This window comes from Serratia grimesii NBRC 13537 (genome assembly GCF_001590905.1).
Lineage (GTDB): Bacteria > Pseudomonadota > Gammaproteobacteria > Enterobacterales > Enterobacteriaceae > Serratia > Serratia grimesii.
Genome location: NZ_BCTT01000001.1, coordinates 138,631 through 153,673, shown reverse-complemented (window position 1 = coordinate 153,673; position 15,043 = coordinate 138,631). Strand labels below are relative to the sequence as shown.

General features: G+C 53.7%; 17 protein-coding genes. 9 read left to right on the top strand and 8 right to left on the bottom strand.

What is annotated here, in order from left to right:
* Window positions 1-140 precede the first annotated feature (140 nt).
* A complete protein-coding gene (locus SGR01S_RS00685) occupies window positions 141-746 on the top strand; it encodes a DUF2239 family protein (protein WP_061806212.1) in 606 nt (201 codons plus the stop codon).
* 74 nt (window positions 747-820) lie between these two features.
* Complete coding sequence (locus SGR01S_RS24600) at window positions 821-1,021, top strand: alpha/beta fold hydrolase (protein ID WP_061806211.1); 201 nt, start codon at window positions 821-823, stop codon at window positions 1,019-1,021.
* Window positions 1,022-1,165: 144 nt separating this feature from the next.
* Here SGR01S_RS24600 and adhP read toward each other — a convergent pair whose 3' ends face one another.
* The gene (gene adhP, locus SGR01S_RS00675) at window positions 1,166-2,179 is read right to left on the bottom strand and encodes an alcohol dehydrogenase AdhP (RefSeq protein ID WP_061806210.1); all 1,014 of its coding nucleotides are present in this window, start codon (window positions 2,177-2,179) and stop codon (window positions 1,166-1,168) included.
* A 155-nt stretch (window positions 2,180-2,334) separates the two neighbouring features.
* Window positions 2,335-2,541, bottom strand: a complete 207-nt coding sequence (locus SGR01S_RS00670) for a hypothetical protein (RefSeq protein ID WP_037415930.1) — start codon at window positions 2,539-2,541, stop codon at window positions 2,335-2,337.
* Between the two features lie 319 nt (window positions 2,542-2,860).
* Here SGR01S_RS00670 and SGR01S_RS00665 point away from each other — a divergent pair, with 319 nt between their 5' ends.
* Genes SGR01S_RS00665 through SGR01S_RS00645 form a run of 5 tightly spaced genes read left to right on the top strand, consistent with a single transcriptional unit; the run spans window position 2,861 to window position 7,983 of the window.
* Window positions 2,861-3,967 (top strand): ABC transporter ATP-binding protein, encoded by a 1,107-nt coding sequence (locus tag SGR01S_RS00665; RefSeq protein ID WP_037415127.1) that lies wholly within the window; start codon window positions 2,861-2,863, stop codon window positions 3,965-3,967.
* Between the two features lie 32 nt (window positions 3,968-3,999).
* Window positions 4,000-5,283, top strand: coding sequence for an ABC transporter substrate-binding protein (locus SGR01S_RS00660; RefSeq protein WP_061806209.1), 1,284 nt, complete (start codon window positions 4,000-4,002; stop codon window positions 5,281-5,283).
* A gap of 11 nt (window positions 5,284-5,294) precedes the next feature.
* Window positions 5,295-6,206, top strand: a complete 912-nt coding sequence (locus SGR01S_RS00655) for a carbohydrate ABC transporter permease (RefSeq protein ID WP_061806208.1) — start codon at window positions 5,295-5,297, stop codon at window positions 6,204-6,206.
* Window positions 6,203-7,045 (top strand): carbohydrate ABC transporter permease, encoded by an 843-nt coding sequence (locus tag SGR01S_RS00650; RefSeq protein WP_061806207.1) that lies wholly within the window; start codon window positions 6,203-6,205, stop codon window positions 7,043-7,045. Before SGR01S_RS00655 ends, SGR01S_RS00650 begins: the two co-directional genes overlap by 4 nt.
* A 17-nt stretch (window positions 7,046-7,062) precedes the next feature.
* Entirely contained in the window at window positions 7,063-7,983 is a 921-nt protein-coding gene (locus SGR01S_RS00645; protein WP_037415119.1) for a metallophosphoesterase, read from the top strand.
* A gap of 21 nt (window positions 7,984-8,004) precedes the next feature.
* Here SGR01S_RS00645 and SGR01S_RS00640 read toward each other — a convergent pair whose 3' ends face one another.
* Complete coding sequence (locus tag SGR01S_RS00640) at window positions 8,005-9,111, bottom strand: succinylglutamate desuccinylase/aspartoacylase family protein (RefSeq protein ID WP_061806206.1); 1,107 nt, start codon at window positions 9,109-9,111, stop codon at window positions 8,005-8,007.
* 14 nt (window positions 9,112-9,125) lie between these two features.
* On the opposite strand from SGR01S_RS00640, the gene SGR01S_RS00635 reads away from it, so the two are divergent.
* Window positions 9,126-9,581, top strand: coding sequence for an Lrp/AsnC family transcriptional regulator (locus SGR01S_RS00635; protein ID WP_037415921.1), 456 nt, complete (start codon window positions 9,126-9,128; stop codon window positions 9,579-9,581).
* Between the two features lie 6 nt (window positions 9,582-9,587).
* Here the strand turns inward: SGR01S_RS00635 and SGR01S_RS00630 are convergent, their stop codons facing one another.
* The 5 genes from SGR01S_RS00630 to SGR01S_RS00610 all read right to left on the bottom strand — a co-directional run bounded on the left by SGR01S_RS00630 (window position 9,588) and on the right by SGR01S_RS00610 (window position 13,708).
* Window positions 9,588-10,310: an ABC transporter permease gene (locus tag SGR01S_RS00630; RefSeq protein ID WP_037415116.1), complete on the bottom strand. Its 723-nt coding sequence runs from the start codon at window positions 10,308-10,310 to the stop codon at window positions 9,588-9,590.
* Window positions 10,310-11,002 (bottom strand): ABC transporter permease, encoded by a 693-nt coding sequence (locus SGR01S_RS00625; RefSeq protein ID WP_061806205.1) that lies wholly within the window; start codon window positions 11,000-11,002, stop codon window positions 10,310-10,312. Before SGR01S_RS00625 ends, SGR01S_RS00630 begins: the two co-directional genes overlap by 1 nt.
* 56 nt (window positions 11,003-11,058) lie before the next feature.
* Complete coding sequence (locus SGR01S_RS00620) at window positions 11,059-11,832, bottom strand: ABC transporter substrate-binding protein (RefSeq protein WP_061806204.1); 774 nt, start codon at window positions 11,830-11,832, stop codon at window positions 11,059-11,061.
* Window positions 11,833-11,859: 27 nt separating this feature from the next.
* Window positions 11,860-12,621: a dimethylarginine dimethylaminohydrolase family protein gene (locus SGR01S_RS00615; RefSeq protein ID WP_061806203.1), complete on the bottom strand. Its 762-nt coding sequence runs from the start codon at window positions 12,619-12,621 to the stop codon at window positions 11,860-11,862.
* A 148-nt stretch (window positions 12,622-12,769) separates the two neighbouring features.
* Window positions 12,770-13,708, bottom strand: a complete 939-nt coding sequence (locus SGR01S_RS00610) for a LysR family transcriptional regulator (protein ID WP_037415103.1) — start codon at window positions 13,706-13,708, stop codon at window positions 12,770-12,772.
* A gap of 96 nt (window positions 13,709-13,804) precedes the next feature.
* Here SGR01S_RS00610 and SGR01S_RS00605 point away from each other — a divergent pair, with 96 nt between their 5' ends.
* Entirely contained in the window at window positions 13,805-15,016 is a 1,212-nt protein-coding gene (locus SGR01S_RS00605) for an MFS transporter (RefSeq protein WP_061806202.1), read from the top strand.
* Window positions 15,017-15,043: the final 27 nt, after the last annotated feature.

The window sequence follows — 15,043 nt, the reverse complement described above, 5'->3', positions numbered from 1 at the left end:
ATCTCCGCTGCGTTTGATGCTTTCAGGGGCGCTCAACATCGTCAGTAACAAAGCCGATTTTGAATTTTATCCGGGTATTAATTGATGTTTAATTTTACCCGGATATAATTATACAACATTGGAACTCTGACGATATCGCCATGAAAACTGTAGATACCCCCTCCTTCACCAGCTTTGACGGTGTAAAACGCATTGCCTGTGGCAACTTGGAAACCAACGTACTGGCTGTAAAGCGGGCTATAGCGTCAGGTTCCACTGAACCGGTATTGATCTTTGATGACCGTACAGGCCGAGTCCAAGAGGTCGATATTCGTGGAACAGACGCTGAAGCGATCGCTCGGTTAGCCAAAGACCCTATAGAAGCATCTGAATCCATCGATAGCGCTCAATCCTCACTTCAGCCACGTGGCCGTGGCAGACCAAAGCTCGGCGTGATCCCACGCGAGGTCACGCTACTTCCTCGCCATTGGGATTGGTTGTCGACGCAGCCGGGAGGGGCCTCTGTCGCCTTACGCAAACTCGTTGAAGAGGCCAGGCGCAACACCGTGGACCGTGATTATAAGCGCAGGACGCAGGAACGTGCTTACCAGTTCATGTCGACAATGGCGGGCAATATGCCCGGCTTCGAAGAAAGTTCACGAGCATTGTTCGCGGGGGACTCAGAAAAATTCATCCAACTTACTGCCAAATGGCCTACTGACATTCGCAATTACGCAATGAGTTTAGCGGCCTACGATCAGGTATGAAGCAAGGCGCTTATTGATGTCTGCACCGTAAATACTGTGTGCATGTGTCCTGAAGTATCGAATCGGACGGGTAAATGAAGACGTTCAACGTAAATGGCATCAATCTGAGTTGTGACAGCTTCGGCGATAATCATGCCGAGCCCCTTCTTTTAATCTCCGGTCTTGGCACGCAGATGATCCGCTGGCCGGTGTTATTTTGTGAAAGTCTGGTGGCAAAAGGCTATCGTGTGATTCGCTTTGACAATCGTGACGCGGGTTGCTCATCGCATGATTGATCGGGTTGCGCGTCGCGCTATCAATACTGGCGCGCCCGAGTGATTGAGAACAGCGGAACCGGCTGCTCCCAAGGTAGACCCTGTTTAAAGTAATGCTTGCCCGCCGTAACCGACAAGCATTACCCCTGCCGTTTGCTTATTACATTAAGACGCGGAAAGATCGATGACCATACGGCCACGAATGGTACCTGACTTCATCTCTTCGAAGATCGCGTTGATATCTCCCAGCGGCCTTTTAGTCACTTTCGGCGTCACTTTGCCTTCAGCGGCAAACTGGAAAGCCTCTTTAAGGTCTTCCCGAGTCCCTACCAGCGAGCCCACCACCTGAATACCATCCAACACCAGGCGCGGAATACTCAGATCCATACTCTCCGGCGGCAGCCCCACGGCAACCACTTTGCCCCCGGCACGGACGGCATTCACGGCAGAGTTAAAGGCAGAGCGCGCCACGGCGGTGACCACGGCAGCATGGGCACCTCCGACTTTTTGCTGAATAATCTCTTCGGCGTTTTCAGTTTTAGAGTTGATCACAAGGTCCGCACCAATCTCTTTTGCGAAATCCAACTGCCCTTGGTTAACGTCAATGGCGATCACTTTGGCGTTAAACACATTTTTGGCGTACTGCAAAGCCAGGTTACCCAAACCGCCCAAACCATAAATTGCGATCCACTGCCCAGGTTTAATGTCGGAAATCTTTACCGCTTTATAGGTGGTGACCCCAGCGCAGGTAATGCTGCTGGCAGCAAAAGAGTCCAGGCCATCAGGCACCTTGACGGCGTAATCTGCCACTACGATGCATTCCTCTGCCATGCCGCCATCAACGCTGTAACCGGCATTTTTGACCGAACGGCACAGGGTTTCGTTGCCATTGACGCAATATTCACAGTGGCCGCAGCCCTGGTAGAACCAGGCAACACTGGCACGGTCCCCCACTTTTAACGAGGTCACGCCTTCGCCAACCGAAGTGACAACCCCGACCCCTTCATGGCCCAAGGTGATACCGGGTACCTCGCCGAAATCCCCATTTTTGACATGAAGATCGGTATGACATACCCCACAACACTCCATCTTGAGTGCCGCTTCGCCGTGCTGCAATGGGCGAAGCTGCTTTTCCTGAATATCTACACTGTGGTTTTTGGTGACTACGGCAGCTTTCATAGGGCATATCCTCTCAGGTTACGTTGAAAGTCCAGTTGTTAATGTAGTTACTGTAATTGCTGAGGGCAAGGTGGGCGCTGTTTTGTTTAAAAACAGGGAGTTAAACAATATGGTTAGCAAGTGAGACAAACAGGGCTTATAAGCGAGAATAAAGATTAACGCTTGGTTTTCGTAATTTTTGTCGCTTTGGCAGGGTTGCCGGCCACAAACTCCAGCGTCGGTGAATAGTAAAAAGGCAGCCAGGCATGGTAACTGCTTTCCCACTCCCACTTTACCGGGCAGGGCCACAGAATATCTTCATGCAGAATATAGTAGACCCACCGTCCGTGCGGGCGGCGTGGTTTGGCTGTGCGCTTAGTCACTGACGGCTCAGACTCAGCGTGATTATCGATGATATTCAACCGCCCGTAGTGGCATAGCCACGTCACACATCCTGGTCAGCATGCACCCGACTGAAACGCCCATCGCAATGGAACATAAATAGCCGTTCTTCATGTTAAATTCTCTTTGTCATCAGGGGCTACGGAGTCTCGGTGTTAAATTTAACATGGACGACGGTCGGCAAGCCATCTTTCCTGCCTGGGTGTTTACACCGGGCGACATACAACTGTCATTAATTATTCATACCAGATAAATATGCTGCGGCTAGGGTGGCTAGAACACGCCACTTTAAGAAGCGCCATGAGCTATTTATCACTCAATAACATCAAAAAAACCTGGGGCGACAAAACCGCGCTGGATGACGTCAGCTTTGACGTGCAGGAAGGTGACTTTGTTGCACTTCTGGGCCCTTCCGGCTGTGGAAAATCAACCCTGCTGCGAACTTTGGCCGGGTTAGAGAACGCCGACAGCGGCATGATTCAGATCCAGCAACGTGACGTGACGGCCCTGCCGCCTTCCCAACGTAAGCTGTCTATGGTTTTCCAGTCTTATGCGTTATTCCCGCACCTCAGCGTGCGTGAGAACCTGCTGTTTGGCCTGCGAGCTCGGGGCGAAGACAAGCAGCATTTTGCCGCTCGGTTGGCGGAGATCAGTAAGCTGATGGAGTTAGAACCGCTGCTGGATCGCCTGCCGGCACAGCTTTCCGGTGGACAGCAACAGCGTGTGGCATTAGGCCGTGCGGTGATAGCCCAAAACAAACTGTGTCTGATGGACGAACCCTTATCCAACCTGGACGCCAAACTGCGTCAGAGCATGCGCCGAGAAATCCGTGCGCTGCAACGCAAACTGGGTTTGACCATGTTGTATGTCACCCATGATCAAACTGAAGCCATGAGTATGGCGGACAAGATCATTCTGCTGAACGATGGCCGCATTGAGCAGCACGATACCCCAGACAATTTATATAACAACCCGGCCAGCATTTTTGCCGCACAGTTTATTGGCGCACCCCCGATGAACATCATCCCCCTAACTCGCAAAGGCGGCGGATACCATATCGGTAACGCACCGCTGCCCGTCGTTCCTGGCCATCAGGAGACGGCTCTGAGTTTAGGTATCCGCGCCGAAGACATTCGTCTCTGCGCTCCTGGCAGTGGCAACCTCACCGGCCAGATCCTCAGTGCGGAATACATGGGCGCCGATACGCTCGCCGTATGCCATCTGCCTGCGGTTCCGGGGCAGATCACAGTCAAAATACCCGGCATGCAACATTTTACCGAGGGTAGCCTGGTTGGCCTGCAATGGGCAGCAGCGGCGCAGTACCTATTTTCAACCAGCAGTGGTGAGCGTTGCCACCACCTGGAACACGCCTTTCAGACAGTGACGTATCAATACGCAGTTCAATAATCAAAAGCACTATTTTACTTCAGGGGAAAACCATGTCCGTCTCTATCCGTTTATCTACATTAAGCGCTGCCGTGCTGTTGTTTGGCGTTTCTGTTTCTGCCCTGGCAGCGGATGCCGTGAAGCTGCAAATGTACTATCCGATTGCCGTCGGCGGGAAAATTAGCCATACCGTTGAAGGGTTAGTGGCTGATTTCGAGAAACTGCACCCAGATATCAGTATTCAACCCGTTTATACCGGTGACTACGCCACCACAGTGACCAAAGCATTAACCGCCTTCCGCGGCGGCAATGCCCCACAAATTGCCGTGATTGGCGATATCGAAGCCTATTCATTGATTGACGCGGGTGCCATTTTACCGGTCAGTGATTTGGCTAATGATGAGGCTGGTAAAGCCTGGATCGACGGTTTCTACCCGGCATTTATTCGCAAAATCCAGGGCAAGGTTTGGAGCATTCCTTTCCAGCGCTCTACCGTGGTGCTGTATTGGAATAAACAGGCATTTCAGCAAGCGGGGTTAAATGGCGAAACCCCACCAGCCAACTGGCAACAGGTGGTTGATTTTGGTCAAAAATTGGTAGTGCGCAATGGCAACGAGGTTAAGCAATGGGGGATTGAGATCCCTTCCACCCCGATTGGCTACTGGACCTTCCAGGGGATTGCAGCCACCAATGGCAGTCATTTGGATAACGGCAAGGGAACGGCCGTGACTTTTAATACCCCTGCTAACGTTGAAGCACTGACCTGGCTGACCGATCTGGCACAGAAATATCAAGTATCACCAAAGGGTGCCATTACCTGGAGTACCACGCCGCAGGACTTTATCGACGGCAAAACCGCCATGATGGTTACCACAACCGGTAACCTGACCACCGTACGTGAAAACGCCAAGTTCCCATTTGGGGTCGCCATGCTGCCAGAGAAAACGCAGCGCGGTAGCCCAACCGGCGGCGGCAACTTGTATTTGTTCAAAGGGACAAGTCCGGCACAACAAAAAGCCGCCGTGACCTTTATGCGCTGGCTTTCAGCGCCAGAACAAGCCGCTCGCTGGAGCATCGCCACGGGCTATGTCGCCACCTCACCGGCCGCATGGGAAACCGCAACCATGAAAGAATATGCGGTCAATGTCCCGCAAGCGACTGTCGCGCGTGAGCAGTTAGCCTATTCGCAACCGGAGCTCTCAACCTATAACAGCGTGCAGATTCAGGAGTTGCTGAACCGCGCCGTAGAGGCGGCTGTGACACAAGGCAAAACCCCGGCGCAGGCGTTAGAAAGCGCGCAAAAGCAGGCTGATCGCCTGTTGCAACGTTACCAATAACCGGGGCCGGCATGACCATATCGCACTCTGCTTTGCCCGCCGCCCGCCATAAGCGTTTCTCTTTACAGCTTTATGGCTATTTGTTGGTTCTGCCGGCATTGGTTTTTCTGATTACCTTTACCCATTATCCGGCGCTGGCTACGGTGTGGGAAAGCGTCTTCAGCGCAGCGCACAATAACCGACCGGCCCAATTCGTTGGGCTGGAAAACTACCGTGCATTGCTGGACGACGAAACCTTCATTCTGGCCTTACGCAATAACCTGCTGTATGCGGCAATCACCATTCCGCTGGCTGTTGGATTAGCGTTGTTGATGGCCTTGGCGGTAAACCGGCGCATGCGCGGTACCGCATTTGCCCGCGCCGCCTTCTTTATTCCGTCACTGCTACCGATGGTAGCAATCGCCAATCTGTGGTTGTTCTTCTATACCCCTCAAGTGGGGTTATTGAATCAATTGTTGGCGATGTTTTCGCTGCCAGCAGTGAACTGGCTGGGCGATCCGGACTCTGCGCTGTATTGCCTGATGGCCGTGTCGGTGTGGCGTGAAGCCGGTTTCTTCATGATTTTTTATCTGGCCGCGCTGCAGCAGATTGACCCCAAACTGGCTGAAGCTGCCGAGATCGAAGGGGCGTCACGCGGCTACTTCTTTAGACGGATCCAATGGCCACTGCTGATGCCAACCACACTGTTTATCCTGATCAACGCGTCGATGAATGCTTTCCGCATTGTCGACCAAGTGATCGCCATGACCAACGGGGGACCGGACAACAGCACTAGCCTGCTGCTGTTCTATATCTACCGTACGGCGTTCAGCTATTGGGATCTGCCTTACGCCTCAGCAATGACCACCGTGTTGCTGGTCATTTTGGCGTCAATTGCGTTAATTAAATTCAATTTGCTGGATAAGCGAGCCCACTATCAATGAGCCTTTCCCTCACCGCTGCGCCGACACAATCCGTGTCGTTACGCCGTATTGGCTGGAACTTACTTACCTGGGGGGCCGCTTTACTGTGGATCTTCCCGATCCTGGTCGCGACCTGGGTAGCGATTCATCCCGCCGCCGATCAAGGCGGTTTTTCCCTTTTCTCCCCTTTAACCGCCCAAAACTTTATCAATGCCTGGCATGCCGCCCCTTTTGGACGCTATTTCCTCAACACCATCTCGCTGGTACTGCTGATTGTTTTCTTTCAGCTGATACTGGCTACCATGGCAGCCTATGCCCTGGTACGGTTCCGGCTCAAAGGCGCAGGCATACTGTTTGCTCTGGTGCTCTTGCAGTTGATGATCAGCCCTGACGTGCTGATCCTGAATAACTACCAGACCATTGGCGCCTTGGGGTTGCGCGATACTCTTTTGGGGATTGCCCTGCCTTATTTTGCCTCAGCATTCGCTATTTTCCTGTTGCGACAGACGTTTAAAAGCATCCCATTGGTACTGGAAGAAGCGGCAATTGTCGAAGGTGCCAGCCGGTTTTACATATTACGCCGTATTTATATCCCGCTGGCGAAACCGGTGTATGTCGCATTTGCCTTGGTCTCAATCAGCTTTCACTGGAATGATTTTCTCTGGCCGCTGGTCATTACCGACTCGGTTAACGTACGGCCGCTGACAGTGGGGCTACAGCTATTTTCAGCACCGGAGCAAGGCGTGCAATGGGCCTTAATAGGGGCCGCGACGCTGATGACCTCTGTGCCGTTACTCGTGTTGTTTTTAGTGTTTCAGCGTCAATTTGTTCAATCCTTTATGCGCGCCGGCATTCGCTAGCGCTGAGCAGGTAACCCATGACTTCACACCTCACCGAAGCACAGTCTCTGGCCCTGGGTCAGGTTAGCTCTCTTTACCAGCAACCCCAATTCTCGGGTGAGCCCATGGCGTCGGGCGCCCTGCGCTTTGGCTTAATCGCCGATCCACAATATGCCAATGCCGATCCCAATCTGGAATATAACCGCTACTACCGTAACAGCCTGCGTAAACTGACCCAGGCCATTACTCAGCTTAATGACTTGCCGCTGGCCTTTGTCGCCACCCTCGGGGATTTGGTAGATGATAACTGGAGCAGTTACGCCGAACTGTTGCCGGTGTACCAGCAGTTACGTCATCCGCATGCGGTGATTATGGGCAACCATGATGCCGATGTGATATCCCGCCATCTGGCAGCGCAATCCCCTGTGCTGGCGCTGCCCAAACACTATTACCAGTTCAGCCTGAACGGTTATCGCTTTATCGTGATTGACGGTAATGACCTCAGCCTGTATTGCAATCAAGCCAACGGTGATGAACACGCACAAGCACAGCAGTTGCTGGCCCGTATCCGTGCCGAGCATCAACCGCAAGCGCAAAGCTGGAACGGCGCCGTCGGTGATGAACAACTGCGTTGGCTGGAGTGCAGCCTGGCGGACGCACAAAGCAAAGGGGAAACCGTTGTGGTGTTTGGGCACTACCCATTAGCACCGGCCAATGAACATAACCTGTGGAACTGCAATGCGCTGGTGGATCTGCTGTGCCGCTATCAGGTACGCGCTTACTTTGCCGGTCATTATCATTTGGGTGATTATGTTCGCGTGGGGAATACCGATTTCATCACCCTAAAGGGCATGGTCGATGGCGACGATCTGCTGCCGTTCGCCGTGGTTGAGCTGGACGGCGATAAGCTATCAATTACCGGCTATGGCCCGGAAATTAGCCGAGTGCTGGTGCGATAAATATCGGCTGTTGGAGCCCTATCAAGACGCCAACCCGCCGCCACCTGGGTATGGCGTCTTACCGGCAATCTTCATGACTTCGGCCCCCAAGGTGACAAAAGGAGCTTGCCGGCAGGCGTAGATGAGCCCGCCAGCCTTGGCGCGCACCGCTTTTACCGTATCGGTGATCGGGTCGACAATTTCGGCCACGGCCTCATCCGCCTCTACCCACTCCCCCGGCTGACGTAGCAACAACAGAATACCGCTGGCAGGTGCTGTCACGATCTCTCCGGCGGCGAACGGTAGCATTGCCACGTCTCGCTGGGGGATCTCGGGTGACTCACCGGCAACGGCACCCCGGTGTTGTAAATAACGATAGAGACGTTCAGCGTCAACACTGGCCAGTTCGTGGCTAATATCCCGTTGCCCACGCAGCTCCAGCGTGACCGCCATGCAGCCGGGTGTCAGGTCTTTTAGCGCAAAATGTTGTGTCGCCAAACGGTGCCAAGGCAGGCCGCAAGCCTCATCAAAGGATCCGCCACCGTTGTCTTGTGAAAGCAGCACTGCGCCAATATCCATAAAGCACGCCAATACTTCAGCCTGTTCACTCCAGGCCGGATCGGCATACATATGCAAGATCGCTCGGTCATCGCAGTGCAGATCCAGTACCACATCAGCATCACAGGCCAACAGCAACAGTTGGCGACGTAGTGCCGTGACTTCGCTGGTGTCGTGTGCTGACAGTAAAGCTTCACGCATTGCGGCACGAACCTGCTGATGTAAGGATTCATCAATACTGAACGCGTGGTTGAGTAACAACTGGGTTACGTCGGGAAAGTCTCGGTTGAAATTACGACCACTGACCAGGTCGAATCGCCCCACGCCGCCATTGAGCAGCACCTGAGCCAATCCCGGCGGGTTGGCGACCGGGACAATGATTATTTCACTTTGCAGTTCCCCGCGCCGTTCCGCCTGGCTGAGTAATCTTTTAAGATAATGCAACACCAGCATGCCGGGCAGTTCATCGGCATGTAAACCGGCTTGCAGGTAGATCTTTTCACCTTTACCCGACTCGCCGAAATGAAAACTGGTAAATTGGCGCTGCCCACCCAAGGCATGTTCAGGTAACTTATGATGTTTACTTTTCATTGGACGCCCTATCTGTGGAAAAAAAAGCCCGGCTTGATCGCATCGACAAAAAGATCCTTGAAATACTGTGCCGGGATGGCCGCATTTCCTATCAAAAGCTGTCCGAGCAGGTCAATTTGACCGCTCGCCCTTGCCAGGAGCGGGTTCGTGGGTTAGAGCGTGACGGCATTATTCGTGGCTACAGCGCCATTATCGAATTGCCTGAGCCGGAACATGCGTTTGTCATTCAGGCGCAGATTGCGCTGGCCGACCATGGCCATTCCCAACCGGCGTTCGAGCAGGAAATGCGCAATACGCCGGAAGTGCTGGACTGCTGGCTGGTCAGCGGCAATTTCGATTTTCTGGTGCGTATCGGGTGTCGCAGCATGGAAAACTACCGGCTACTGGCCGATACCTGGCTAACCAGCAAAAAGTTTCGGGTGGATAAAATCGTGACGCTGACCGAATTACAATCCATTAAACGTTCCTGAGCCGGATCAATCACGGCGGATAAACGCCAGCCAGCGGCGTTCTGCTCGTGAAAACAGGAAAATCAGCAGGAAGGTGCACAGCAGATACAGCGCTGCTGCCATCAGGAACGGAACAAAAGGCGAATACGTTGCGGCATAAAGCGCGCGCGCCACACCGGTGATATCCAACAGCGTAACGGTACTGGCCAGCGATGTGGCATGCAGCAAGAAGACCATTTCGTTATTGAGTGCAGGAATGCCACGTCGCAGCGTTGCAGGCAGGACCAGCCTGCGAATGATCTGCCACTGGCTCATGCCATAGGCTTCGCCGGCAATCCACTCCTGGCGCGGGAAGGTTTCCATCATGCCGGCCAGCAACTGTGCGACGTAGGCGCTGGTATTGAGCACCAGCGCCAGCGTGGCGCAGAACGTCGCATCACGAAACAGCAACCAGAATGGCTGATCGTTCTGCCAGCCCAACTGCACCACATCAAACTGCGACAGGCCATAGTAAATCAGCATTAACTGTAGGTAGAGCGGCGTACTGCGAAAAAAATAGGTGATGCTGCGGATGAGCCAAGCCACGGGGCGTGGGCCATAAACCTGGCCGATCGCCATTAGCATCGCCAACAATAAACCGGGTACAACCGACAGCAAAAATAACCTGGCGGTCATTGCCAGTCCGGTCACATCAGAGCCATCACTCCACAAAAAGCTCGGCACGGCTTCCAGCATGTTTTGCAGGTTCATCAGCGTACTCCCGCCGAATTCGACGACGCCAGCGCATAACGCCGCGATAGCCGGCTAAATCCCCAACTGGAGATCGCGGTGATCACCATATAAATCAGCGCCACCAGGAAATAGAACAGGAAAGGTTTTTGCGTTGCGCGCCCCGCTTGCTCCGCCAACCACACCATGTCTTCCAGCCCGAGGATCGACACCAACGCCGAGGCCTTCATCAACCCAAGCCAGTTATTATTAATGCCGGGAATGGCGAAACTCAGCATTTGCGGTAGCAGCACGCGTCGAAACACTTGGCCGGGGCTCATGCCATACGCCATCGCCGCCTCGAGTTGACCGCGCTCCACGGTGAGAAATGCGCCACGGAAAGTTTCGGTGTAGTAGGCGCCAAACACGAAGCCTATTGCCAGTACACCGGAGATAAAAGTATTGAAATGCAGTGGCCCCAGCCCCAACAGACCAAGCGCACCGTTAACCAGCATCTCGCCGCCAAAGAACAACAGCAGCATGATCACCAGTTCAGGAATGCCACGCACCAGTGTGGTATAGCCCGTTGAAACCCAACGCAACCAACGCGGACCGAACAGTTTGATCACTGCATTAATCAGCCCAAGCGCCAAGGCAACGGCGAGTGAAACCAGCATCACGCACAACGACAACGCCGCACCCTGTACCAGCAACGGTAAATACTCTACGACCATTCCCGGCCTCCCATATTTGACTGAATGCCGGGTCAGCCGGCGTTAGCGGAGCCGGCTTAGTCACCGTAAATATCGAAGCTGAAATATTTTTTCTGGATGGCCGCATAGGTGCCGTCGGCGCGAATGGCTTTGATCGCACCGTTAAGCGCATCTCGTAGAGCTGGGTTATCTTTGCCTACGGCGATGCCCACGTCGGAGGAAATACTGCTGTCTTTGATCACCGGACCGGCGAAGGCAAACTTTTGTCCGCGAGGCGTGTCGATAAAGCTGCTGGCAGCCTGAGTGTTATCCTGTAACGACGCATTAATACGCCCGGACATCAGATCCAGATAGACATTATCCTGATTGGCATAAGAGACAATTTTTACGCCCTTTCCGGCCCAATGCTGTTTCGCATAGGCTTCATGGATTGAGCCGGTCTGTACGCCAACCGTTTTACCTTTCAGGCTGGCGACGTCTGGCAATAAATCGCTGCCCTTGCGTGCCACTAACTGGGCAGAACTGCGGTAATAACGATCGGTGAAGTCCACTTCCTTCTTACGCTCATCAGTAATAGTCAGCGAAGCAATAATCGCATCGAACTTATGTGCGTTAAGCGCGGCGATCATACTTTCAAAAGGTTGTTTGACGAACACACATTTGGCATGCAGTTGGGTACACAGCGCGTTGGCAATATCAATATCGAAACCGGTGATCTCACCATTGGGCGCAAGCACATCAAAGGGTGGATAACCGCCGTCAACGCCAAAACTGATGGTGTCAAAAGTCTGGGCCGCTGCTGGGCCGCCCAGTGCCAGGCTAGTCAATAAAACGGCTAATGTTTTTTTCATGGCTGAGATCCCCGGTGAAAGAAAATACTAGAAACGAAGTGACAGGCAGGTCAGGCCGCCGTCCATTTTTTTGAATTCACTGGTGTCGAGCTGAACGATCGGCATCCCTAACTTTTCGATTTGCGCCAAGGTCTGTGGATAGCCCTTGGGGGTAATCAACGTATCGTTGATCCAAAGTGTGTTTCCGGCGTAGGACTCCGCTTCTGGAATGACGATGCTGTTGAAAGCGCTAAAGGCTGGATGGTGCTGGTAAGCTTCTGTCAGCAACAGGGTATTGCGGCCAACATAGTTGACTATCGATTTCAGGTGCAGCCCGGCGCTCACCTCAATCGCAGTCACTCGGTAACCATGGGGTTCCACCGCTGCGGCAAATTCGCCAATACCGACTTCGTCCGTACGTGACGTCAGACCGACAAAAAACTGACGATCGACCAACAGCACATCACCACCATCAAGATGACCGCGTGCGCTCATCCGCACCACTGGCCGCTCACCGTCAAACAAGGGGGCAATAGTGTCAACTTCGCCCTGGCGACTTGGTGCACCGGGATGGGTGATCACCGCCAGTTCAGGCATCACGACTGCCGTATCTTCAACAAAGTGTGCGTCAGGAAATACCGGTGCAGCAGGTAACACTGTCACTTTTAACCCCAGTCGGAGCAAGGTGTCCACGTAGGCCAAAAACTGCTGGCCCGTGGTGACAATATCCGGCGCGCCCAATTGGGCCGTGGTTTGGCCGCTGGCGCAGCTATCAGCAGGGAGTCTGGCAATGGCTTGGGTAAAGTGCATGGGCGATTCTCTCTATTGGAAAGGACGGTCACTGTTGTTTCGATTATCAAACAGATACCGCTGCTAATCAGGTTGAATCCACCCACTGCTACTCTACATTTGCGCTGTTTATTCCTTCGATAACGACCAATTCCGCTGTGCGCCCTTTTCACGGAACAGGCGGCTGCGCACCTGTGATACGCGGCATCACCTCTTTCATTAACGCCAGGAATTTACGCAGGCGTGCCGGATAGTAACTGGCGTACGGATAAAGCAAATATATCGGTAATGGGGCTGCCCGCCAGTCCGGCATCAATGCGATAAGTCGGCCCTGTTCCAGATCCTGTTTAACCACCCAGGATGACAACATTGCGACCCCAACGCCGTTTAACGCGGCTTTACGCACTGCGTAGAGACTGTCAGTGCTTAACCTTGGCGCGATGTCAAAACGGCAGGACTTACCGCTGTCGTGATGGGTTAACGTGACTTCATTGCGATAAAAACTGTTTAGCGCCAGCCAAGGCAGTTGCGCTAAATCGCCTATCTGGCTCAGTGGCGCATTACCTGCTAATAACTCAGGTGACGCCACCACGATGCGCGGCACTTCCGCCAATAATACGGCAACCACCGACGGATCGGTCACTGCACCGACGTGGATCGCGCAGTCCACGCCTTCAGGAATGAAGTCTGGCGAGTGATCATTGAGCGTCCATTCCACACTGGTCTGACGATAACGTTGTAAATAATCGCCCAGCGGCCCAATCAGTTGATCCTGACCAAAGGCATGCGGCGCCCTCACCCGCAATATGCCGACCGGTTCATCGCGTGTACCACGTAGCTCATCTTCCATGATGTGCCACTGTTCAATCAGCTTACGCGCATGCTGATAACACCGTTCGCCGTCATCCGTCAGCTTCATGGTGTGTGTCGTGCGCTGGATTAACTTAACGCCCAGCAGTTGTTCCAGCACCTGTAGGCGCCGGCTGACAGTGGGCTGTGACGTGTGCATTTGCGCCGCCGCAGCTGAGAGGCTGCCGCTGTCAACAATACGTACCAGCGTTTGCAACATGGCTATGCGGTCGCCATTCGGAAATGAGTTTTTATTCATACGTAATACGTATAACAGTTTTACCTGTACGGGGGCTACAGTTTGCGGCGAAGACCGGCAAAAATAGCCGCACTTTACGAGTTCAGGATAACCAACATGAGCCTACTTTCATCAACCAATAACACCACCACGCTTTCCCCCAACGTTGTCTTTCTGCTGGCGGCGGGCGCTGGTCTGAGTGTGGCATCCATCTACTACAGCCAACCTATGCTGGGCATTATGGGGGATGCATTCCACGCCGGGGTGAGTGATACCGGCTTGGTACCGACACTGACACAAGTCGGCTACGCGCTGGGAATCTTATTATTGGCCCCGCTGGGGGATCGTCACGATCGTCGGCAGATCATCCGGGTTAAAGGCGTACTGTTGGCGCTGACCTTGCTGCTTTGTGGTTTTTCCTCTTCATTCCCGTTGCTGCTACTCAGCAGTCTGGCGATCGGTTTAGCCGCTACGGTAGCGCAAGACATCATACCGGCAGCCGCTACGCTCGCTTCTGACGCCAACCGAGGCAAAACTGTGGGGACAGTAATGACCGGGCTGTTAGCTGGCATTTTGCTGTCGCGTGTCTTCAGCGGTGTTGTCGCGGAATATTTTGGCTGGCGCAGCGTTTACTTCCTGGCGGCAGTTGGCGTGTTGATTATTACCTTCGCGATTGGGGCTGTATTACCGCGCTTTAAACCCAACACCACGTTGAGCTACCCGGCGCTGCTGCGTTCATTAGGCAAGCTGTGGGCAGAGTACCCGGAATTGCGGCGTGCAGCCCTGGCGCAAGGTTTGTTGTCAGTTGCGTTCAGTGCTTTCTGGTCAACACTGGCAGTAATGCTGGCAGAGCGGTATCAGTTAGGTAGCGCAGTAGCCGGTGCTTTTGGATTGGCGGGCGCGGCAGGTGCACTGGCTGCTCCCTTGGCAGGCGCACTGGCCGATCGTCATGGCCCTGATTACGTCACTAAAATCGGCGCAGCCATGGTGGTGTGTTCATTTGCCCTGATGTTTCTGCTGCCATTACTGTCAGTACCCGCACAGTTGGCTCTGATCGCCTTGAGCGCGGTAGGTTTTGATCTCGGGATACAGGCTACACTGGTGGCGCATCAGACGATTATTTACGCCATTAATCCGGCCGCCCGCAGTCGCCTTAATGCCATCATGTTTACTCTGGTGTTTATTGGCATGGCGAGCGGTGCTGCTTTAGGGAGCAAGATTCTGGAAAGTGCCGGTTGGACTGGCGTGATCGCATTAGCAACAGTGGTGGCGACAGGAGGATTAGTGCTACGGATGTTGGCCAAGACCCCCTCGCGAGCCGCAGCCTGATGGTGTCGAACGTCAAAAAATAGCCGC

Bases quoted from the DNA above. Each gene is read 5' to 3' on its own strand.
- SGR01S_RS00685 (WP_061806212.1), top strand. From the start codon at position 141: ATGAAAACTGTAGATACCCCCTCCTTCACCAGCTTTGACGGTGTAAAA.
- SGR01S_RS24600 (WP_061806211.1), top strand. From the start codon at position 821: ATGAAGACGTTCAACGTAAATGGCATCAATCTGAGTTGTGACAGCTTC.
- adhP (WP_061806210.1), bottom strand. From the start codon at position 2,179: ATGAAAGCTGCCGTAGTCACCAAAAACCACAGTGTAGATATTCAGGAA.
- SGR01S_RS00665 (WP_037415127.1), top strand. From the start codon at position 2,861: ATGAGCTATTTATCACTCAATAACATCAAAAAAACCTGGGGCGACAAA.
- SGR01S_RS00660 (WP_061806209.1), top strand. From the start codon at position 4,000: ATGTCCGTCTCTATCCGTTTATCTACATTAAGCGCTGCCGTGCTGTTG.
- SGR01S_RS00655 (WP_061806208.1), top strand. From the start codon at position 5,295: ATGACCATATCGCACTCTGCTTTGCCCGCCGCCCGCCATAAGCGTTTC.
- SGR01S_RS00650 (WP_061806207.1), top strand. From the start codon at position 6,203: ATGAGCCTTTCCCTCACCGCTGCGCCGACACAATCCGTGTCGTTACGC.
- SGR01S_RS00645 (WP_037415119.1), top strand. From the start codon at position 7,063: ATGACTTCACACCTCACCGAAGCACAGTCTCTGGCCCTGGGTCAGGTT.
- SGR01S_RS00640 (WP_061806206.1), bottom strand. From the start codon at position 9,111: ATGAAAAGTAAACATCATAAGTTACCTGAACATGCCTTGGGTGGGCAG.
- SGR01S_RS00630 (WP_037415116.1), bottom strand. From the start codon at position 10,310: ATGAACCTGCAAAACATGCTGGAAGCCGTGCCGAGCTTTTTGTGGAGT.
- SGR01S_RS00625 (WP_061806205.1), bottom strand. From the start codon at position 11,002: ATGGTCGTAGAGTATTTACCGTTGCTGGTACAGGGTGCGGCGTTGTCG.
- SGR01S_RS00620 (WP_061806204.1), bottom strand. From the start codon at position 11,832: ATGAAAAAAACATTAGCCGTTTTATTGACTAGCCTGGCACTGGGCGGC.
- SGR01S_RS00615 (WP_061806203.1), bottom strand. From the start codon at position 12,621: ATGCACTTTACCCAAGCCATTGCCAGACTCCCTGCTGATAGCTGCGCC.
- SGR01S_RS00610 (WP_037415103.1), bottom strand. From the start codon at position 13,708: ATGAATAAAAACTCATTTCCGAATGGCGACCGCATAGCCATGTTGCAA.
- SGR01S_RS00605 (WP_061806202.1), top strand. From the start codon at position 13,805: ATGAGCCTACTTTCATCAACCAATAACACCACCACGCTTTCCCCCAAC.